20 protein-coding genes and 4 pseudogenes are annotated in these 19,027 nt (G+C 67.4%); 15 read left to right on the top strand and 9 right to left on the bottom strand.

Features of this window, described 5'->3' with window-relative positions:
* Window positions 1-2: 2 nt before the first annotated feature.
* Window positions 3-440 (bottom strand): hypothetical protein, encoded by a 438-nt coding sequence (locus tag QQM39_RS00275; protein WP_301994535.1) that lies wholly within the window; start codon window positions 438-440, stop codon window positions 3-5.
* 593 nt (window positions 441-1,033) lie between these two features.
* On the opposite strand from QQM39_RS00275, the gene QQM39_RS00270 reads away from it, so the two are divergent.
* Genes QQM39_RS00270 through QQM39_RS00260 form a run of 3 tightly spaced genes read left to right on the top strand, consistent with a single transcriptional unit; the run spans window position 1,034 to window position 3,336 of the window.
* Complete coding sequence (locus QQM39_RS00270; RefSeq protein WP_301994534.1) at window positions 1,034-2,044, top strand: DUF6192 family protein; 1,011 nt, start codon at window positions 1,034-1,036, stop codon at window positions 2,042-2,044.
* 3 nt (window positions 2,045-2,047) lie between these two features.
* On the top strand, window positions 2,048-2,461 hold the full coding sequence (locus tag QQM39_RS00265) for a hypothetical protein (protein ID WP_301994533.1): 414 nt from the start codon (window positions 2,048-2,050) through the stop codon (window positions 2,459-2,461).
* Entirely contained in the window at window positions 2,395-3,336 is a 942-nt protein-coding gene (locus QQM39_RS00260) for an IS5 family transposase (protein ID WP_367668837.1), read from the top strand. Before QQM39_RS00265 ends, QQM39_RS00260 begins: the two co-directional genes overlap by 67 nt.
* Here QQM39_RS00260 and QQM39_RS00255 read toward each other — a convergent pair.
* A complete protein-coding gene (locus QQM39_RS00255) occupies window positions 3,327-4,082 on the bottom strand; it encodes a class I SAM-dependent methyltransferase (RefSeq protein ID WP_301994532.1) in 756 nt (251 codons plus the stop codon). The genes QQM39_RS00260 and QQM39_RS00255 overlap by 10 nt on opposite strands.
* A 165-nt stretch (window positions 4,083-4,247) precedes the next feature.
* Between QQM39_RS00255 and QQM39_RS00250 the strand changes: the two genes are divergently transcribed.
* On the top strand, window positions 4,248-4,658 hold the full coding sequence (locus QQM39_RS00250; protein WP_301994531.1) for a GNAT family N-acetyltransferase: 411 nt from the start codon (window positions 4,248-4,250) through the stop codon (window positions 4,656-4,658).
* A gap of 102 nt (window positions 4,659-4,760) precedes the next feature.
* Window positions 4,761-4,937, top strand: a pseudogene (locus QQM39_RS00245) (IS5/IS1182 family transposase); the annotation flags it as partial.
* Between the two features lie 125 nt (window positions 4,938-5,062).
* On the opposite strand, the gene QQM39_RS00240 reads toward QQM39_RS00245, so the two are convergent.
* Both QQM39_RS00240 and QQM39_RS00235 read right to left on the bottom strand, forming a co-directional pair.
* A complete protein-coding gene (locus tag QQM39_RS00240; RefSeq protein ID WP_301994530.1) occupies window positions 5,063-5,599 on the bottom strand; it encodes a hypothetical protein in 537 nt (178 codons plus the stop codon).
* Window positions 5,600-5,756: 157 nt separating this feature from the next.
* Window positions 5,757-6,059, bottom strand: a pseudogene (locus QQM39_RS00235) (GNAT family N-acetyltransferase); the annotation flags it as partial.
* Between the two features lie 1,021 nt (window positions 6,060-7,080).
* Here QQM39_RS00235 and QQM39_RS00230 point away from each other — a divergent pair.
* Window positions 7,081-7,479, top strand: coding sequence for an excalibur calcium-binding protein (locus QQM39_RS00230; protein WP_301994529.1), 399 nt, complete (start codon window positions 7,081-7,083; stop codon window positions 7,477-7,479).
* A 263-nt stretch (window positions 7,480-7,742) separates the two neighbouring features.
* Here the strand turns inward: QQM39_RS00230 and QQM39_RS00225 are convergent, their stop codons facing one another.
* Complete coding sequence (locus QQM39_RS00225) at window positions 7,743-8,336, bottom strand: thermonuclease family protein (RefSeq protein ID WP_301994528.1); 594 nt, start codon at window positions 8,334-8,336, stop codon at window positions 7,743-7,745.
* Window positions 8,337-9,234: 898 nt separating this feature from the next.
* On the opposite strand from QQM39_RS00225, the gene QQM39_RS00220 reads away from it, so the two are divergent.
* A complete protein-coding gene (locus QQM39_RS00220) occupies window positions 9,235-9,813 on the top strand; it encodes a hypothetical protein (protein ID WP_301994527.1) in 579 nt (192 codons plus the stop codon).
* Window positions 9,814-10,411: 598 nt separating this feature from the next.
* Here QQM39_RS00220 and QQM39_RS00215 read toward each other — a convergent pair.
* The 4 genes from QQM39_RS00215 to QQM39_RS00200 form a co-directional block, all read right to left on the bottom strand.
* Window positions 10,412-10,555: a hypothetical protein gene (locus QQM39_RS00215; protein ID WP_301994526.1), complete on the bottom strand. Its 144-nt coding sequence runs from the start codon at window positions 10,553-10,555 to the stop codon at window positions 10,412-10,414.
* Window positions 10,556-10,635: 80 nt separating this feature from the next.
* Window positions 10,636-11,199 (bottom strand): hypothetical protein, encoded by a 564-nt coding sequence (locus QQM39_RS00210; RefSeq protein WP_301994525.1) that lies wholly within the window; start codon window positions 11,197-11,199, stop codon window positions 10,636-10,638.
* 34 nt (window positions 11,200-11,233) lie between these two features.
* On the bottom strand, window positions 11,234-11,686 hold the full coding sequence (locus QQM39_RS00205; protein ID WP_301994524.1) for a hypothetical protein: 453 nt from the start codon (window positions 11,684-11,686) through the stop codon (window positions 11,234-11,236).
* Window positions 11,687-11,711: 25 nt separating this feature from the next.
* Window positions 11,712-12,254 (bottom strand): hypothetical protein, encoded by a 543-nt coding sequence (locus QQM39_RS00200; RefSeq protein ID WP_301994523.1) that lies wholly within the window; start codon window positions 12,252-12,254, stop codon window positions 11,712-11,714.
* A gap of 212 nt (window positions 12,255-12,466) precedes the next feature.
* Here QQM39_RS00200 and QQM39_RS00195 point away from each other — a divergent pair, with 212 nt between their 5' ends.
* The 8 genes and pseudogenes from QQM39_RS00195 (at window position 12,467) to QQM39_RS00160 (ending at window position 18,987) form a co-directional block, all read left to right on the top strand.
* Complete coding sequence (locus tag QQM39_RS00195) at window positions 12,467-12,727, top strand: hypothetical protein (protein WP_301994522.1); 261 nt, start codon at window positions 12,467-12,469, stop codon at window positions 12,725-12,727.
* A 178-nt stretch (window positions 12,728-12,905) separates the two neighbouring features.
* Complete coding sequence (locus QQM39_RS00190) at window positions 12,906-13,529, top strand: hypothetical protein (protein WP_301994521.1); 624 nt, start codon at window positions 12,906-12,908, stop codon at window positions 13,527-13,529.
* 129 nt (window positions 13,530-13,658) lie between these two features.
* Window positions 13,659-14,897: an IS701 family transposase gene (locus tag QQM39_RS00185; protein WP_301994520.1), complete on the top strand. Its 1,239-nt coding sequence runs from the start codon at window positions 13,659-13,661 to the stop codon at window positions 14,895-14,897.
* A 73-nt stretch (window positions 14,898-14,970) separates the two neighbouring features.
* Window positions 14,971-15,760 (top strand): annotated as a pseudogene (locus QQM39_RS00180) (IS5 family transposase).
* Between the two features lie 97 nt (window positions 15,761-15,857).
* The gene (locus QQM39_RS00175; protein ID WP_301994519.1) at window positions 15,858-16,172 is read left to right on the top strand and encodes a hypothetical protein; all 315 of its coding nucleotides are present in this window, start codon (window positions 15,858-15,860) and stop codon (window positions 16,170-16,172) included.
* Window positions 16,173-16,828: 656 nt separating this feature from the next.
* Window positions 16,829-17,002, top strand: a pseudogene (locus QQM39_RS00170) (transposase); the annotation flags it as partial.
* 140 nt (window positions 17,003-17,142) lie between these two features.
* Window positions 17,143-17,946: a thioesterase II family protein gene (locus tag QQM39_RS00165; RefSeq protein WP_301994518.1), complete on the top strand. Its 804-nt coding sequence runs from the start codon at window positions 17,143-17,145 to the stop codon at window positions 17,944-17,946.
* Window positions 17,947-18,112: 166 nt separating this feature from the next.
* Window positions 18,113-18,987 (top strand): IS5 family transposase gene (locus QQM39_RS00160; RefSeq protein WP_301994517.1). Its coding sequence is split into 2 segments (ribosomal slippage): window positions 18,113-18,457 and window positions 18,460-18,987, totalling 873 coding nucleotides; the frame shifts between segments, so codons are not numbered across the junction.
* Window positions 18,988-19,027 lie beyond the last annotated feature (40 nt).

Genomic DNA, 19,027 nt, shown 5'->3' with positions numbered 1-19,027 from the left:
TACTAGGCGACACGGCGTCGGTCCCGGACCTCTGGGAGCTGCTGGAAGCCGGCGATGGTGATCGCCTGCCGTAGCCGTGACCGCGATGTTCCCGGCCCCCCCACGCCCATCGGCTCGAGCAACCCGGGCTTCCCCGGACCGGCCGACCACACCGTCACCGCCGCTACCGCGTTGCCCTGCTCGTCGTACGCGACCAGACACCGGGCGTCGGCGTACGGCAGTCCGGCCGCCATCGCGCGCCAGTGCTCGGCCGTGAACGTCGACCTTTCGAGCGAGGCCCGCTGTACGGCGGTCCGCACGTGCGCCTGCTCCGACCCGATCACCTCGATCCGCACGCCTCGGTCCTCCACCGGCTCCGTGAGGTCGCGGCGCAGCGGCGTCCACGGCTCATCGGTGTGCCGGCCGTCCTGGAACAGCAGATCTTGGACCAGTGCGCCCACGGGGCCTCGACGTACGCCTTCCCCTCTCTCAGTAGGTGTTTTTGATCCCTGGCCGTGAGGTGCGTGCGGCTGGATGATCTGAGTGTGGGGGCTGGTGAGACGGCTCGGCGGTACTGCCGGGAGTGCGGTGATCCGCTGGCGCAGACGATGGCGGCGGAGGCGGTGTTCTGCTCGGGTCGGTGCAGGTCACGGCAGTGGCGGAGGCTTCAGCGGGCCCGGCAACGGGTGGCCGCGATACAGCGCGGGAAGCAAGTTGAGTGCCCGGTCTGCGGGCGGTCGTGGACGGTGGGAGTAGAGCGGTCGAGGGCGGCGGTGTACTGCTCGGATCGTTGCCGGGTGCGGGCCTGTCGTCAGCGGCGGGCGTCGCGGAACGGCGTTACGGAAACGCCGTAGCCGAACGGCTCGCGAGCATCTTGAACATGCCTTGTTTTGCAGGGAAGTTGGGAGCGTCTACTCGGTGCTTCGAGCGCCCCTGGTTCACGCTCTGCCCCGGCCTGTCGCGTCCGCGTCACGGTGGATGGTGACCCGGGGCTGGCGCCCCTTTTGACCGGTCACGTCGTGGTGGCCGGGCCCGGGCGGGGGCGGTGGTCTTCATGACCGACGTGGCCGACCGGATCGGGAACGTCACCCGGCAGCATTACGAACAGCTCGTCACCCAGGCGAAGGAACTGATCGCGCAGGTCGCGAGGGCGCAGTTCGCCCTGGGTGACATGGCGTTGGAGGTCGAGCCGATGAGGTTGGTGGGCGGGTCGATGCCGAACGGCACGGATGACCTGTTCACGGTGACGGAGTCGTTGCAGATGTTCGTGGACGATATCGGCGTCGAGCGCCGGACGGTGGAGGACTGGCGTTACACCGCCAACCGGTGGCCGAAGGAGCGGCGCAAGGAGGGTGTGTCGTTCACGGTTCACCGCATCCTGGCGTCGGTCGTGGTCGATGACGAGCGGTGGGCGGCGATCGAGGACGCGCCGTTCAACCCGCGCACCGGAGCGAGGCAGTGGACGCCGGACGGCGCGAAGCGGGTCGTCGGCCAGCGCGTCGACCGGCCGGTCACGGTGGATGAGAAGGTCCAGGCCGTGGCCGACCTGACCCGGGACGACGAGGTCGCCGCCCAGGTCGCCACCGACCTGCTGAAGCGGCCCGCAGTGACCGAGCACGTCACCCCAGCCGAGAAGGTGCGGGTCGTCACCGAGCTGACCAGGGACGAAACCGTCGCCCAGGAGGTCACCACCAGCCTGCTGCGCCGTCCAGACATCGCCCGGAAAACGATGCGGGACGACACCACCCGGATGCTCGTCAACCGCGCCCAGTTCGACAACTCCCACGAGACCCGTGACCGGATCCGGGAACGCACCCCGGCCGTCCGCGCGATCGAGCACACCATCGAGTACCTCGACCTGGTCGGCTCCTGCCACGGCTTCGTGGCCACCCTCGGCCGCCTGGTCCCACAGCTGCGCGGGCGGGAGTTCACGGAGGACGAGCGCGAGACCGTGAGGCGGCAGATCGGGCGGGTCCTCGCCGCGGCGGACTGGCTCGAAGGAGCCCTCGACAACGGCGAGTTCACCCTGGACGAGCAGCTGGTCCAGCTACTCAAAGGCGAGTAGGCCATGCCGCGACACCGGGAGGCCCGGCCCCTGGCCGAGCACTACGGCGACCTCGTCCGCGTCGCCCTGATGGAAGCACGCCCCGCCGGCCAGCACACCTACCAGCTCATGGCCGCCACCCGCCTGACCCGCTCGCAGATCGGCCGCGGCATCCGGCACGTCCGCGACGTCGTCGCCGCGGAGAACCTGACGCCGATCACATGGACCCGCCGCGACGGGTTCATGTTCTCCGACGACCCCGCGGACTGGATCGAATACGACAAGCGGCAGTTCCGGCAGATCCTCGGCCGCCTCACCCGGATGATCACGGGCACGCTCGATCCGCACCTGGCCCGCTACCCCGACGACGAATGGGCCCAGCTCGCCACCGCCCAGCTCACCGGCGTCCGCGCCAGCCTCGCCCAGCTCTCCAAATAGCCCTCGCCGCCGATCACCCTGCCGAGCCCGCTGCCACCCGTCGCCGCCGCTACCCGTCCGACACCTCCGTCGCCGAATGGGCCCTTCTGGAACCCCTGCTACCCACCCCGGCCTGCCAGACCAAGAGCGGCGGGCATCCGGAGAAGTGGCCCCGGCGGGAGATCGTCGACGGCATCCGCTACATCGTCGACAACGGCGCGAAGTGGAGGGCCCTGCCTGCGGATTTCCCTCCGTGGGAGACGGTTTACGGGTTCTTCTGGCGGTGGAACCGGGCCGGGGTCGTCACCTACATACGTGACCAGCTCCGCCGGAGGATCCGTACCGGCAAGGGCCGCTGCCCCCATCCCGTGACCCTGATCGTCGACTCCCAGTCGGTCAAGGGAGCCTCCACCGTCGGCCGCAACAGCCGCGGTTACGACGCCGCGAAGAAGATCAACGGGCGCAAGCGACATATCACCGTGGACACGCTCGGCCTGCCGGTGATGATCACGGTGACGCCCGCCGATCTCCAGGACCGCGACGCCGCCCGCGACGTGTTCTGGCGCCTGCGCCTTACTCAGCCGCAGATCACCCAGGTCTGGGCCGACCGCGGCTACGCCGGCGAACTCGTGGACTGGGCCCGCGAGCGTCTCTGGCTCACCCTGCGCATCGTCTCCCGACCCAAAGGGGTCAAGGGCTTCGTCGTGCTACCCCGCCGCTGGAAAGTCGAGCGCACGATCGGCTGGTGCATGAACGCACGCGACTACGAACGGCTGCCCCAGCACTCCGAAGCACACCTGAACTGGGCACTCATCACCACGATGACCCGACGCCTCACCCGCAAGAGCCCCCGCACCGACACTTGGTCGAGGAAGTCACGGGCCACTCAGGGCTGATTCCATACAAGCGTATAGCGCCAGAACAACCGTCGTCGCAGCCGTGCGCCAGGGAGGACGTCTCTGGCTTCACGGATGATGTCGTCAAAGGTCATGTCCGCTGAGCGAGTGGGGGCCGTCATGGAGACGGGCCGCTGCGAGGGGCGACCCTTGTTCTTGAGCCAGCCCATGGCAGCGTTGGCCGGAATGGCGACAACACCGAGCAGGTGGTCCACAGGGGTCTGGGCGCGAGACAGGCCGACGATCACCAGGGTCCCTCCCGGAGCCAGATGACGGCGGAAACGGGTGAGCGCCTGGGTGAACGGCAGGTGGTGGATCGTGGCGACGCATGTGATGACGTCGTAAGGGCCGGCAGGAAACGCCTTACCGGCTCGCCCGCTGCTACGAGCGGCGCGCCACCGTCGTCGACGCATTCGGGACGAACGCTCGAACCGCCGACCATGACCGCGCCCTCGTCCGCGCCACATCCAAACGTCGCGCACCGCGAGCAGTTCGACCGCTGCCCCAGACGACTCCAGCAGTGGTGCAGCGGCAGAACGCCGGGGATCCGCCCGGAAGGCAGCGAGATCCTCGCTGCTGGGAAAGGTTATGAGGTGAGCCTCGACCTGATCGTCCAGAGTGCGCAGTCGGCGCTCAAGACGCCCTCCATGCTCGGCAAGGAGGGGCAGGACAGCGCTCTCATAAGCATCGAAGGCGCCCAAGCCCCCTTCAGGTAGCCGCGCGAGCATCAAGTAGGTCACGGCCATGGATCCCTCATAGCGGTCTGGAACCGGTGATCTTCTGAGCCTAGCTGGAGTACACGCCCTCAACGCCGCCCCAGCGGCCATCTATCCGCGCGACCTCTTACGGCCTGGTCCGCGATAGACGACCGGGGGAGGACGGCTTCTGGAGCGAACTGACAGCATGAGCTCATGGACGATTCAGTGGACCTCGGCGAGTTCGTTGTGCGCCGCGCGAGTGAGTCAGAATCGGACGCGCTGGTTGTGATCGACGCGGTCGCGGTCGAAGGTGACGTAGGGCGGCAGGCGAGCATCCGAAAGTGGTGCCAGCAGGGCTTGGTGGTCGTAGCGGAGGACGCGTCTGGCCTGCTTGGCTACTGCGTGGTTGAGTACACGTTCTTCGAACAGGGCCTCGTCACCATGCTGATGGTGGCCCCATCGGCCCGCGGCAGAGGCGTTGGTCATCGGTTGCTGAACGCCGTGGCTGCCTCGTGCACGAACCCCCAAGCTCTTCACCTCGACCAACGTCTCCAACCAGCCGATGCAGCGACTGCTTCAACGAGCCGGTTGGAGCCCGGTCGGCCTTCTCCACGGCCTCGATGAGGGCGACCCCGAGCTGTTCTACCTCTGCCGACCGTAGACGGGGCGGATGCACCCCGTTACCCGTGACGTGAAGCGGTACGCACGAGTTCATCGGATGTGTCGGTCGAACGGTCGATCGACTGGATCATGAACGCCCGCCGCAACTGCCGGGACTACGAGCGGCTGCCCCAGCACAGCGAAGCCCACTTGGACTGGGCATTCATCAGTCTCATGACGAGGCGACTGACCCGCAAAGACCCGCGCCACGACTGGTCCGAAAGGACCGCGGACACGAGCTGAGCCCAGCTGCTTGTCGGCGGCCAGCTGGATCTCCCTGCCTGCGCCACGCGACGGGGAGTCAACCGGCCACGAAAGTGATCAATGTGGGTAACCCATGCTCGGCTCGGTGGTTCTCGCCGCGCGCGTCATTCATCTGAGCCGGCACCGCCCGTGGCCGGGCCGACCAACTCGATCAGCTCGATCAGCTGAGGATCGGCCAGCAGCACCACACGGTCGGCCGTGGGGTCGAACCCGAGCACGGGATTCCCGTAGTCGCCTCCGCCGGTCATGACCACCGGCTTGCCCAGCCGACGGCCGATCGCCCCCAGGAAGTCGCACAGGATGTCCACCCCGTCCTGGCCCTGCAGCTCGCGGAAGTCGACGTCAAAGTCGATCTCGTCGGCGGACATCGGATAGAAGATCGCCAACACATCCGGGACCGGCCAGACCCGCAGATCAGCGAAGTCCGCATCAGCGGGACGTGACAGCACCTCGGCAGCAGACGGCAGCGACCCGGTGACGCCGCCCTCCGAGTACTCCCACGTCCATCCGCTCGACCGGACCAGGTCGAACACGGCCTCCCAGTCGGTGACCGACGACTCCGGCACGCACACGTCAGGCAGAGCACCCATCAAATCAGGATCGAAGAAGTTCTTGACGTCATCCCACAACAGATCCGGCATCCCGCCATGCTGCCCGTCAGCCCGCCCGAGCGCAGCCCGATTTCCTTGAGGAATCTCCCCTACAGTCCCGCAGCGCAGCCCCGTTGAGCTCCACCGCGTGACCGTGTGTCGACTCCGCTCTGATGCACCACTACGAGCGGGAAGAGAAACACCTACTCAGTACGCCGTGCTCCGGCTCGGTCAGGTCCTCGATCAGCTGCTGCGCCAGCTCCTCGTCCCGCTGGGTGTCCGGCGCGATCGTCAGCCGCAACAGCTGGGGAGCGTCCAGCAGCCCGACGGCGAGGATCTGTCCGTCCCGGCTCCAGGTCCGAGGCGCCGTCGCCCCTGCACCGAACCGCCAGAACCAGCCCAGGTCCCCAGGGTGCGGTTGCATCGGCGCCCCTTCGTACTGCCACTCCCGCAGCACACCCACAGCCTCACTCAACCCGGCGACTCCAGGTCTGCCCAACACGATCGCCATGCGGGATCCCCACGAAGACCGGGGAACCCCTGTGCCGACGGCGACCGGTCGGTGCGTACCGAGGTGTTCGACGCGACTGGCGACGGGGGAGTGGGAGGTGGCTCCCGCGCTGTGGCAGGAGACCGAGCTGCTGCTGTGGAAGCCGCCGACCGCGTGGTTCAGCATCAACGCCTTCTACACGAGTGCCGGGATGCGCAACTTGTACGTGAACTTCGAACATCCGACCCGCCGTACGCCGGACGGCTTCGACACCTTCGACCTCACCGTGGCCCTGGCCGTCACCCCGGCCTCAGCCGCCTCACGTGGAAGGACGAAGACGAGTACGCCCACCTGCGACGGCTCGGCATCATCAGCGACACCGAGCACCAGGCCGTCGACGACGCCCGCGCCTGGGTCCTCGCGATGGTCGAGGAACCCTCCGGTCCGTTCGCGGACGCCGACACGTGGACGTCCTGGCGGTGGAAGCCGGCCTGGCCCGCGCCGCGCCTGCCATAGCCTGTTTCCCGGCCTGGCCCGCGGAATGCGGTGCGGAGCAGCCCCGGATGCGGCGGGAGTCGCGGCGGCCGGCTCCGGCGCGCGGGCGTTGTCGCCCCCCGGCCCGGGATACGGCCCGCTGGGACTGGTCCGGCGGCAGTCTCTGATTGCCTGCGACTCACTTCCCGCAACGTCTACCGCGACATGGTGCCTTATGAGGTGAAAGCGGCTGCCGGTCGGCTGGTCACGGTGTCGCCTTGCGATCGCGCCCACGGTCTGGAGCTAGTTGAGGGACCGGGATGGGCGCGATGGGCGCCGCGGACGCAGCTGGGGACCGGGCCGCGCTCACCGGTGTTGCGCGTCGGCGCCGCCGCGCCCCCGCCGCCGACGGCGTGGCGGCGGGCTGAAGACTTGGAACGATGCCATGGCGAATCCTCACTGTCAGTCGTTCAGTCGTTCAGTCGTTTGGCCTACTGTCTCGGGCTGCGACGGTGGGCTGGTCCTAGGGTCGGAGCTGACCGTCCACTTCGGCCGGGAGGAGAAGCTCATGCGCAGCCGTACCGCTGTCACCGGCATAGTTGCCGCGGTCGCGTGGATCGCCCCTTTGTCTGGTGTTGCTCATGCCCAGGACCTCGACTGCCGCGACTTCGCTTTCCAGGAAGATGCGCAGGCATTCTTCAACCAGGATCCCAGCGATCCTCATCGGCTCGACGAGGACCAGGGGCCCGACGACCAGATCGCCTGCGAGGCGCTGCCACGCCGCGGCACTGCCGCTGCCGCGGGAACCGTGACTCCTGCTGCAACCCCAACGCGTGGAGTGAGGGGCGGGGTTGGAGGCGCCTCCAGCGTGGGAACGTCCGGCTGGGCCATCACACTCGGCGTGGGCCTGACAGCCAGTGCCTTCGCTGTCGGCGGCTACGTGTTGAGGGCTCGCCGCCGGTCCTGAATGGACGTCGCGTGCTTGGGCCGTGTCTGATGCGCGGACGCGACTCTTTCCCGTCGGTGTCGGTCGGCTCTCCCGTTCGGCGAGGGGCTGATCACCGCCGAGTTCGTGAGCCGGGCGGGCAAGGGCGGCCAAGGCTGCCCCGTACCTCCTGTGCGGACGGCGTGCTCCTCTCGTCGAGCTTTGCCACACGGCGCGCGGGGGCGTGTACCGGCGCGGGGAACAGCCGACTTGGTCATGCGCTTTCCTGCCGAGGCCGGCGTTGTTCAACTGGCATCGCAACCGATGCCGTCACCGTCCGCGTCGAGCCGGTGTGGGTCATTGGGGCCGACCCAGACCGGGCCGGACAGATCGGAGCAGTCCACGTCGGGAACACCGGCGGGAGGGCCGTCCGGCAGGTTCGGGCGGGTTGGGGTGTCGGGGGCAGGTATGTCGGAGGGAGCGGTAGGCGTGCTCGATGCATCGGAGCACGTGCTCCACAAACCGGCACCAGCCTGGCGGGCAGTGTCCTCGGCACCCGAGATCCTGGTCCAGTACTTGTCATTCGGAGGGTAGAGGACCGCCTTGGCGTGCCCGCTTCGGACAAGGGATTCGTTGACGAAGACGCCCTGCTCGTTCCACACGTACAGCAGGTAGCGGTCGTAGCGATCGGTGAGTTCCGTGTCGCGTTCGGCGCGTGCGCTGCTGCCGGGCGGCAGCAGTGCGGCAGTGCGGGCGGTCGCGTCGTCGGCGAAGCAGGCGCCCCGCTCCGGGGCGTCGATCTCCAGGAGCCGCACGCGGGCCACGCTGCCCTCCGGGACGACCTGTCCGCTGCCGCGCACCTCGATGGTGTCGCCGTCGATGACGCGGAGCACCACCACGCCCGGCTGTGGTGTCCTCGATGGTCTCGTGGTCGGCGTCGCTGGATCATCGCGCGTTTCCTGCGGCTGTGATGAGCGCGGGGCGTGGTGCCGTCGGATATATCTCTCCGGGCGGCGGATCTGAGGTGGACTGCTGGTCTTCCCCCAGGAGGGCTCCCAAGCCGCCGAGGCCAAGAAGGAGGCCGCAAAGGAGCAGGGCCGCGGCGATCCAGGGGTGCTTGAAGCGTCTGGGCGCCCGCTCACGGCGCAGCCGGCGCCGACGACGCCAGGCGTCCGGCTTTGGAGGAGTTGGTGGGCTCATACCGCCCTCCAAGGGAGGGTGTATTTGCTCCTCCATTACACCCCCATCCGAACCGCCCGCACAGTGGACGATCTGCAGTCCTGCCACTGCAGCCAGGGACCCGCTCATGGATCGTGCGGCGCCGATCCACCCTGGTCACCTTCTAAGTCGACTACCAGCCCGGCAGTGTCCTCACCTACCGCGAAATCCCTCGTCGCCCTGGCCGTGCGGCACGGTCACTGCCCAGCCGCCCGCCGGCACCGTGGCCGCATGGGTCGACACCAAACAGGCCCTGGTCGGGGGACGCACCCTGTGGGGCACCCCGAAACAGCGTGGAACGATCACGCTCCGAGCGGACGGCCGGGACACAGGTCGAACCGCCCACCGCTGGCACTCCGCCCGTCCGTGCGGGACCACTTCCTCGGACGGTCCACCAGAGCGACCTCGTGATCTGGGACTCCTTCAAGCAACCCCATCGCAAGACCCGCGACTGCACGGCATTCGGTCCGTTCCAGTTCGACCGTCACCCATACGATGACGCCCTGCGCGCGCTGACCGCCGCAATCGTCTGGGACGTGATCCGCACCCGTCGGCGCCAGTTCAGAGAAGCGAGGACTCTTGAACGTCGACGCCAATCATGAAGACCCAGGCCGGGACCTCAGCACATGGACGAGCGAACGCCTTCAGTCGTTCGCCTCGGACGCCCAAGGCCAGCAGCTTGAGGCGGTACGCGTCGTTGCGCTGGGTCATGCCTATCGCGCCGACCAACCCCGCGAAGCCCGCCAGCAGTGGGCCAAGCTGTCGTTGCGGGCCAACCAGCGTCTGCCCTGCGACGGCTTGTGGGATCGGGCACGGACGGCTCGGCAGAACTTCATGCTGCGGATGTGGATGATCGATCACCTGGGTCCGGAAAACGAGGACGAGGACTGGAGCCCCGAGACACTGGCGGCCGACACCGTCGCCGCGCTTTCCCTCACTCCTGCTGAGGCCCGTGCTCTCGCCGATCACTGGCGCGATCTCGCGGTCGAGCAGATCGGCGAGCTACGGCGGCACAAGAACCTGACGGCACATCTGGATCGGCTCGTCTGCTACCTGCAAGCCGGCCCGGATACGGGATTCGGTGCTCGCCCGGGCAGAGACCCGCCAGTACCTGCCCTGACCGAAGCCGCGAGTTCAGGGTGGCAAGGTCGGTTGTAGTAGGCGACACGCCTAGTCGGTGGAGCGAAGGCGTCGGAGATCGCTGTGGCCCCGGTGGGTCCCAAGTGGGTAGCCAAGGGCCGGCCAACCCGGTGTGTCTGCGGCTGTCGTGCTGGCTTGCGGTTACGTTCGCGGGGGCTAGTGGAGGCTGTGATGACTGATCACCCGAACATTGCCGTGTTTCATGAGAGCAGTGCTCTCGACGACCGAGATGTGATCACGGCTTATCGGAGCGCCTGCAACGCTTTGGAATCCGCAGAGACGGCGTTCGTTGCATCAGCCCAGAGGCATCTGGATATCGGTGTTGGTTGGCCCGGCGTTCACCAGCGCGATCTTGGTCGGGGTTCACTCGGCAGCGGAGCACGAGTCCACACTCCAGCAGTGGGCCGAAGAGCAGCTGCGCGGACGGGATCTGAATGAGATCGTCGGAGAGCGGCCGACCGCCCAACTCTTCGCCGTCTGGGCTTTACGAGCAGTGGGCCGGCCAGATGCCGGGGCTGTCTGCGGTACGTGTCGCCGAGACGCGCGACACGTCCTCGACGTACCGCGCGGCGTGCCAGCAGTGTCCGAGGCCCTACACGCTGTGCCGGGGCTTTATCTAGGGAGCCTTCTTGGCAGGCGACTTCCTCGCGGTCTTCCGGGCCGTGGCCTTCGTTGCCGTCGCCGGCAGTTCGGGGAGGTTCGCATCGTCCTCGCCGCGCGCGGCTCGGGCCTTGTCCACGGACTGCTGCTGCGCGGCCATCAGATCCACCGGTTGGCCGGGCCGGGCCGTCGGCTCTGGGACCTCCGGCAGTTGGCGGTCTTCCAACCGGCCCCGCCGGCTCAGGGTTGCTTCTCGACGTCCTTGACCGAGGTCGGCCCCAACTGCTTGGCGCTGGCGTACTCCGGCATCGTCATGGGTTTGTCGAACAGGAAGAACGACTGGTTCGTGCCGACCGTGAACTCCATGTACGCATCCGTCGTGGCGTCGAAACCGTAGTAGGCATTGCAGGTGGAACCCGACGTGTACGTGCCGTCCATGCCGGGCTGTGCGAGGACCGCGACGCCGTGGGAGGAGGACTCCGCCTTCTCCGTCGGAGTGAGCATCTTGCAGCGCGGCACCGGCAGGCCCTTCATGATGAAGTACCCGTACTCGCCGTTGGCGTTCTGGATGTAGACGTACGAGAGTTTGCCCCGCTTCCCCCATGTCTTGATCCACTGGTTGATCGCTTCGCGGGTCGGCGAGTACTCCATGCGGCCCGCCGGCTGCTGGGCCACGAGGTGGTCGTAGTTCTCCTGCTTGGCCTTGTTCTCCTTGTCCTGGCTGGAGTCGGTGCAGGACGTCAGGGCAAGGCCCACAACGAGCGCGACGACGGTGGTCAGGGCCGTGCGTGCGAACTTCTTCATGGGGTGCTGCCCTCTTCCCGGGATGAGATGGGGATCAGTTGGTGCACGTCGTGCGCTCGGCGGTGGTATCCAGCCGGTACGGCAGATCCTTGTCACGGAAGGGCGCGCGGTGCTCCTGGGCGGCCTTCGAGTTGTAGGCGTTGACCGACTCGATCCGCGTGGCCTTCAGCGCGGTGATCGACTGGTCGATCTGCGTCGTACGAGTCTGCGAAGCGGTCTTCCGCTCCTCCCGGAGCGCCTGGATCGTCCCTTCGGCGTTCTGCACGGCCTCGCACAGATCGAAGAACTCCTCGTATGTGGTCTGACGGAACTCGCCCGAGCCGACGGTGTTCTCGCGCTTGTCCGCCTCACCGCGGAACGGGGCAGTGATCCACCCCGCGCCGCCGAAGGCGAACACCCCGATCACGTACAACACCGCCAGGCCGATGACCCCGCCGACGGCCCAAGTCCCCAACCGTGCACCCTCGCGTACCTGCCCCATGGCCATTCCTCCTCGAAGACGCGTGCGAAAACTAGTGCTCCGCCGGGAAGAGCCGCAGCTTCGCGGTGTCCTCCACGATGGCGAGAACGGCGATCGACAGCTCGTTGACGGTGGAGGGTCCGCCCTGGTCGGGGCGTTGCCCGAGCAGGTTGGAGGTGAATCCGCTCGCGTCGACCGAGGTCAGGTCCACGCCCTCGGCACCGACGGCGCTCACTGTGAACGGTCCCGCCCTAAGGCCGGCGGCGCGCGGGATCTCGGTGCCCTTCGTCACGACGACCGTGCAGCTTCCGTCTGCACAGGCCCGCAGCTCGGCCGGGGTTGACGGCTTCATCGGCTTCACCGCGGTCGGCGACGGCGATGAAGAGGGCTTCGTGGGCGTGGGCGAGGCGGTCGACGGTTCGGCCGAACGCGACGGTGCGGCTGGCGCGGGCGCCCCCGCGTCGCCGCCCGAGTCGGAGCCGCAGCCGGTCAGCGCGGCGGCGAGGGCCAGGAGGGCGCAGGCGGTCCCCGCCGCGCCGCGCGCCGCAGACAGCCAGCCCGTACGGCGGCGGGCCGATGTTTCCGATGTGGTCATGGGGCCGTTCTATACGCGGGTCCCCGGGAGGGGTCCCGCGCGCTCGTCACCCCGGTGTCGGCCCTGTTCTCCCTCCGAGTCGCGGCCGCCTCGCCTGCGCCGACGTCGTTGGGGTGCCCTGGAAGGACGATCACCCGAGCAGTCTGGCAGACGAGGCCGCCGACGGCCCGCCCGGATCGACTGCGTAGGCCGCTGAAGACGGAAGATGCCTCGTGACCGCGGCCATCTACCAGTACGTCGACCTGTCCGATGCGTCCGTGGTTACCACCCGTGCCCTGCTCACCGCCGGGGAGAACATCTGCGACGCGGTCGCCGCGCGGGCCGTGATGTGTATCCATGGCGGCGCTGGCTTCGGTATGACGTTCGCCGTCAGCATCTGCCTGCGTGGACTCGAACCCCTTGAGGATATCGGTAAGATCACTTTCCGGGGCTCGTCCCATCGCCCGTGCGGTGCGCTAGTACTCCAGCTGTAGATCGTGATCTTCACGTTTGCTTGCCATCGGCATGGAGCAAGCCACCCCACGTCGGCTTGGCAGCGATGCTCGCGGCGCTACGGCATCACGGCCAGGCAGGGAAGCTCTGGACTCGTCAAAACCATGCCCGGCCTCTACGCACTAGAGTCAGGAGCCTTGGCGAGTCCGGGGGAGCATCGTGACCTTTGCTGTAGGCATCTTCGATCTGTTCACCTACGGGATACCTGGAGCGCTGCATCTGTCCTTGATCATTTACGTGCTCGCACGCTTGAACATCATCGATCTCGCGAGTCTGGCCTCGGCACCGTCAGTGCTGCAGGTGGTCGGAGCCGCTGTTGCCAGTTACCTGCTGGGGCATCTCGCCTATCCTCTGAGCGCCCTCTTGGACAAGGTGGCACCGCGCTGGAACTGGAGTCTCGATGACGCTCGCCTTGACTTTGTTGCCAGAGTGCCCGAGGCCCGGGACCGAGCCTTCGTCCGCGCTGATGTGTCTCTGCTGTTGGCTGCGGTGGAACTCCACGACAAGGAGGCAGCGGGCGAGATCACTCGGCTGCAGGGCCTCGCGTTGATGCTACGGAACTCGGCCCTCGCCCTGGTGTTCGCGCTCGTCGTCGTAGTGATCGAGCTCGTCGCGGGACCCGATCGTGTGCTGGCAGGAGGCTGTGCGGCACTGCTACTCGTGAGCCTGACTGCCGCAATCAGACATGGGCGGCGTGTGCGGCACTGGGACCGCCTGAAGACGTTGGAGATCTGCTTCTGGATCCCGGACATCGACGACAGATTCGGCTCCAACCACCGGTGACTCCCGGGCCGGTGCGGAGACGGGTGCGACCACCGTTGATCATCGTGAGTTGTGTGGACTGACGATGAGACGGTGGCCGGAGGTCACAGGATAGATCCCGCCCGATGGCGGGAGGCGTTCGAGGTGGCCATGGGTCGGATCGCGGGCCGGTTCGCCCGGGTCGAACCCCGCCTGCGGGCAGGGTGGTTGGTGCTGGGGCTGCTGTCGGACCTGCCGCGCAAGAACTGCTGGACGATCGCGGAGTGGGCCGGGGAGGCCGACCCGCACGGCATGCAGCATCTGCTGTGCCAGGCCGCTTGGGATGCCGATGCCGTCCGCGACGACGTGCGCGAATACGTCGTCGAGCACCTCCACGACGAGGCCGCGGTGCTGGTCGTCGACGAGACCGGCGACGTGAAGAAGGGCACCCATACCGTCGGAGTGCAGCGGCAGTACACGGGCACGGCAGGGCGGATCGAGAATTCCCAGGTCGCCGTCTACCTCGTCTACGCGGGCGAGCGGGGACACGCGGCGGTGGACCGGGAGCTGTACATCCCGCGATCCTGGACGTGCGACCCTGACCGCTGCCGGGCCGCGGGGCTCGGCGAGGACACCGTCTTCGCGACCAAGCCAGAACTGGCCCGCACGATGATCGAACGATTCTGGGACGCCGGCCACCGCGTCGGCTGGGTCACCGGTGACGAGGTCTACGGCGGCAACCCGAAACTGCGGGCTGCTCTGGAGGAACGTGGCATCGGCTACGTCCTGGCGGTCGCCTGCTCAGCCGAACTACCCACCAGCGCGGGCCCGTTCCGCGCTGATGCCCTGGCGAAGAAGGTGCCGAAGAGAGCCTGGCAGAAGCTCTCGGCCGGACGCGGCGCGAAGGGGCAGCGGTTCTACGACTGGGACGTCATCGACCTCGCCGAGACGGCACCGGGCCACCACCAGCTACTGATCCGCCGCAACCGCACCACCGGCGAACTCGCGTACTACCGCTGTCACTCCACCACACCAACATCCCTGGCCACCCTGGTCAAAGTCGCAGGTTCCAGATGGCGGGTGGAGGAGACCTTCCAGAGCCAGAAGGGGCTGGCCGGGCTGGACGAGCACCAGGTCCGCCGCTACCCCTCCTGGGCCCGCTGGGTCACCCTCGCCATGCTGGCCCATGCCTTCCTCGCCGTCGTCCGCGCCGATGAACACGCACACCGCCCCAGGCCGGACGACCTGATCCCGCTGACCTGCAACGAGATCCAGCGCCTGTTCATCACCCTCGTCGTCCGGCCCTTCAGCGATGCAGCCCACCGGCTGAGCTGGTCCGACTGGAGGCGCCGGCACCAGGCCCGGGCCAAGAACAGCCACTACCGGCGACAGGCTGCAACCCAGACATGAAGATCACGATCTACAGCTGGAGTACTAAGATGTCGTCTCATTTGGAGTGCTGGGTATTCTGCATTGTGTGGTGATGGTTGAGCGCATGGTGCCGGACGAATTGTGGGAGCTGTTCCAGCGGGTGGTCCCACCTGCTCCATCGCGGCCGCAGGGCGGCGGTCGGCGTCGGTACGGGACCGCGAGGTGCTGGCCGCGATCATCTTCGTAGCCACGACGGGCTGCACCTGGCGGCAGTTGCCGCCGGTCTTCGGTCCGTCGGGGCCGACCGCGCACCGGCACTTCGCCGAGTGGAGTGCCGCGCGGGTCTGGGCGAAGCTGCACCGCGTCATCCTCGACGAGCTGGGTTCGCGCGGCGAGTTGGACTGGTCGCGCTGTGCGATCGACTCGGTGAACATGCGGGCCCTGAAAGGGGGAGCTGACAGGTCCGAATCCTGTGGACCGGGGCAAGAAGGGCTCGAAGATCCACTTGATCACCGAGCGGACCGGTTTACCCCTCTCCATCGGCATCTCTGGCGCTAACCTGCACGACAGCCAGGCACTCGAGCCGCTCGTGCGCGGCATCCCGCCGATCTGCTCCCGCCGCGGCCCGCGCAGACGACGGCCCGCCAAGCTGCACGCGGACAAGGGCTACGACTACGACCACCTGCGCCGATGGCTACGCAAGCGCGGCATCCGGCACCGCATCGCCGCAAGGGCATCGAGTCCTCCACCCGGCTCGGCCGGTACCGCTGGACCATCGAGCGCACGATGTCCTGGCCGGCTGCCGCCGCCTGCACCGCCGCTACGAACGCAAGGCCGAGCACTTCCTGGCCTTCACCGCCATCGCCTGCAGCCTCATCTGCTACCGCAGAATCGCCAAATGAGACGACGTCTAAGCAGCGTCGACAGCAGTGGCTTGATGGGACTCTCCCCGCGAAGGTCGCTGCAGAGTGGAAGACTGGGCAGTACCTGTCAGCCACGATGTCTCACAGCGAGACCGTGACCTGCCCTTCCTGTGAGTCTGGTGGACTCCTCGAAGGTGACGAAGTAGTCAATGTCGAGATCAACTACCCATCCACCGCCGGCTACGGGTCGGAGGAAGAGTACGACAGCCACTACCTGGACGACGTCTCGGTGACACTGACGATCGGTGCTGACTACTTCAGCTGTCCCGGCTGCCAGCTAGTCCTGAATAGTTACGACTTGATCAGTCAGGCGGGACTGGACACCGAATTCGCTGTCGACGGCGACGTGGACGAATACGTCGGTCAAGAGCCTGAGTATGGGAACGACTGATTCGCGGGGGTTGGTTCTATGACCCTGCTGGCAGGCGCCACAGAAGTGGTCACCCGATCCGGCCTTCTCCCCATCGCCGAACTGGCAGGCGGCAGATGCGACATCCTCGTCCCGAAACTGACGCCCTATGGCATCCATGGCCATGGCTCTTTCCAACCGGTCGAGGTACGTTCGGGCGGCACTCAACCGCTTTGGGCTGTCACCCTGCACCGCGGTCGCCAGAAGCGAGTGATCCAGACAGCAGCAGGCCAGGTGTGGCTCACCCGCGTGCGTAAGCTCCGACCGCCCAAGCCGAACGGCGCCGGTGGTGGATCGCCCGGCACCGACGGGAAGCCGTCCCGGGAGTCGAGCAGGTACGAGCGGGCACCGGACGTCCGTCACGCGGGTACCAGTCGGCGAAGTCCTCGTCGCACCACAGTCCGTCCAGCCGGTTTCTCACCCACATCGCCGTCGTCCCGCCCGGGTTGCTCGCCCGCGCGATCTGCGCGGTCAGAGACGGGACTTGCTCGCCGGAACGGGGACGGAGCGACAACGGACACCTCGACAACTGCATCGGTCTTCGAAACAGTCCCGAGCATGCCCGCTGATCATGCAGCCGCACCGGGAAATTCCAAGATCCCCGACAGAGTCAAGTTAGGTCGTGTCTGCAAAGTAGTTTGCGCGTTGGTCTGTTCGTGGTGCGTCGTCATGAGCTGACTAACGAAGCGTGGTCGGGTATCGGGCCGTTGCTGGCCCCGCCGAGGAGGGGCCAGCCCGGCCCCAATCGCCGCCAGGTTGTCAACGGCATACTGTGCAAACTGTCTACCGGTCCCACCTTGCGGGATCTTCCCAAGTCCGCACAATCTTTCCCACCCTTCCTCGACTTAACCAGCGCCTTGGTCGGCGCAGGGTGCCGTCGCACCAGCTGCATCGCCGCACCGGACAGCATGCCCGCGCTGAGCGGCACTGCCCTGCCCGCTAGGAGGCGCTCATGAACCAGCGACAGGCGCTGAGCGCACTGGCTGTCAAATCGGCTTGGACAGCGGCCGCCGTCCGCCGGCCTGAGGCCAAGGTCCGCCTGTACTGCCTGCCATTCCTGGGTGGATCGGCTGACTTCTACTTGCCGCTGGCGCGTCAGCTTCCGCCGTGGGTGGAGACGGTGCCTGTCGAGTTGCCCGGCTATGGCCGCCGCAACGAGGGCCCTTCACCGCGCAGTCTCCCTGCCTTGGCGCACTCCCTGTTGGAAATGCTCACAAAGGACGCCATGGGGAAGCCGTCCGCCGTCTTCGGCCACTGCGGCGGCGGACTTGTCGCATACGAGATGACACGACAGCTCCAGACACAGGCTGTCGAGCAACCAGTGCTACTCGGTGTCTCATCCACCCCTCCGCCCCACCAGTGGCAGCAGCTACTGACCAGGATGAAACACAAGCCGCTGACTCACCTGATGCCGTTGACCCGCGAAGTCGCCCGCGACCCGGTCTATCGTCAAGCCGGCTTCAGAGGTCTGTTCAGCGGAGAGGCGGCCGTCTACCGCACGTATCGCCCTGAGGGCCTGCTCCCACTCGAATGTCCTGTCAGCGTATTCGGGGGGCGGGAAGACCCCGTGATCTGGCCAGAAGCGCTCAGCGCGTGGAGCGAACTGAGCAATGCTGAGGTGCGGAAGAGAATCTACCCAGGCGAGCATTTCTACCTCACCACCCACTGGCCCCAAGTCGCGCGCAGTCTCGCACTCGACCTCGACGCCGCCCTTCACAGCCCTCCTTCAGCACGCCCCTCGGAGGGAAGCCCGTAACTCTGGCTCGCCGCGACCTTCCCACTCGGAGCTGCCAGCCGGCCTCCAGAACCTCCGTGCCGAGCGCCTTGGGTGGCGACGACCGTGCTGGTGATCAGCTCGCTGAACGTCGCAAGGTCTAGGGTCTGTTGCGAAAGTGGATCTTGGTCGTGGATGATTTCGCTCTATGGGGCGTGGTGATCTGACGAACGGCCAGTGGGCCCGGCTGGAGCCGTTGTTGCCGCAGGGCATCAAGCCGGGCCGTCCGCCGGTGTGGACACGGCGGCAGCTGATAGACGGCATACGGTGGCGGGCCCGGACCGGTGCTCCGTGGCGTGATGTGCCGGAACGCTACGGGCCCTGGGACCGGGTCTACGACCTGTTCCGGCGCTGGCAGCGGGATGGCACCTGGGCGCAGATCGTCACCCGGCTCCAGGCCGAGGCGGACGCGAAGGGCCTGATCACCTGGGACGTGAACGTCGACTCCACCGTCTGCCGGGCCCACCAGCACGCCGCCGGGGCGTCGAAAAGGGGGACCTGCAAAAGGAGCCGCCCGGCGGCCTCGCCGTCGAGCCGGCCGACCACGGTCTCGGACGCTCCCGGGGCGGACTGACCACCAAGATCCATATCGCCGTCGAGCAGGGGCAGAAGCCGCTGTCTGTGCTGATCAGTGCCAGTCAGCGGGGTGACTCGCCGCAGTTCGAGCCGGTCCTGGAGGCGATCCGGGTGCCCCGCCTCGGGCCAGGCCGGCCCCGCAGGCGGCCGGACCGAGTGCGGGCCGACAAGGCGTACGACTCCCGCCGCAACCGTGCCTACCTGCGCAGACGCGGCATCAAGGCGACCATCCCGGTCCCCGCGGACCGGGTCCGCAACCGTCAGAAACTCGGCTCCCGAGGCGGCCGGCCGCCGAAGTTCGACAAGACCGACTACCGCGAACGCCACGCAGTCGAATGCGGGATCAACCGTCTCAAGCGCCACCGGGCCGTGGCCACGAGGTACGACAAGCTCGCCGTCCGCTACGAGGCGACCGTGCTGGTCGCAGTCCTCAACGAGTGGCTGTGACCAGCACTTTCCCAACAGACCCTAGCGCCCTGCCATCGTT

The organism is Streptomyces sp. DT2A-34, assembly GCF_030499515.1.
Lineage (GTDB): Bacteria > Actinomycetota > Actinomycetes > Streptomycetales > Streptomycetaceae > Streptomyces.
This window is presented reverse-complemented; position numbering and strand designations above follow the sequence as displayed.

Bases quoted from the DNA above. Each gene is read 5' to 3' on its own strand.
- QQM39_RS00270 (WP_301994534.1), top strand. From the start codon at position 1,034: ATGACCGACGTGGCCGACCGGATCGGGAACGTCACCCGGCAGCATTAC.
- QQM39_RS00265 (WP_301994533.1), top strand. From the start codon at position 2,048: ATGCCGCGACACCGGGAGGCCCGGCCCCTGGCCGAGCACTACGGCGAC.
- QQM39_RS00260 (WP_367668837.1), top strand. From the start codon at position 2,395: ATGGGCCCAGCTCGCCACCGCCCAGCTCACCGGCGTCCGCGCCAGCCT.
- QQM39_RS00255 (WP_301994532.1), bottom strand. From the start codon at position 4,082: ATGGCCGTGACCTACTTGATGCTCGCGCGGCTACCTGAAGGGGGCTTG.
- QQM39_RS00250 (WP_301994531.1), top strand. From the start codon at position 4,248: ATGGACGATTCAGTGGACCTCGGCGAGTTCGTTGTGCGCCGCGCGAGT.
- QQM39_RS00240 (WP_301994530.1), bottom strand. From the start codon at position 5,599: ATGCCGGATCTGTTGTGGGATGACGTCAAGAACTTCTTCGATCCTGAT.
- QQM39_RS00230 (WP_301994529.1), top strand. From the start codon at position 7,081: ATGCGCAGCCGTACCGCTGTCACCGGCATAGTTGCCGCGGTCGCGTGG.
- QQM39_RS00215 (WP_301994526.1), bottom strand. From the start codon at position 10,555: ATGGCCGCGCAGCAGCAGTCCGTGGACAAGGCCCGAGCCGCGCGCGGC.
- QQM39_RS00210 (WP_301994525.1), bottom strand. From the start codon at position 11,199: ATGAAGAAGTTCGCACGCACGGCCCTGACCACCGTCGTCGCGCTCGTT.
- QQM39_RS00205 (WP_301994524.1), bottom strand. From the start codon at position 11,686: ATGGCCATGGGGCAGGTACGCGAGGGTGCACGGTTGGGGACTTGGGCC.
- QQM39_RS00200 (WP_301994523.1), bottom strand. From the start codon at position 12,254: ATGACCACATCGGAAACATCGGCCCGCCGCCGTACGGGCTGGCTGTCT.
- QQM39_RS00185 (WP_301994520.1), top strand. From the start codon at position 13,659: ATGGGTCGGATCGCGGGCCGGTTCGCCCGGGTCGAACCCCGCCTGCGG.
- QQM39_RS00175 (WP_301994519.1), top strand. From the start codon at position 15,858: ATGTCTCACAGCGAGACCGTGACCTGCCCTTCCTGTGAGTCTGGTGGA.
- QQM39_RS00165 (WP_301994518.1), top strand. From the start codon at position 17,143: ATGAACCAGCGACAGGCGCTGAGCGCACTGGCTGTCAAATCGGCTTGG.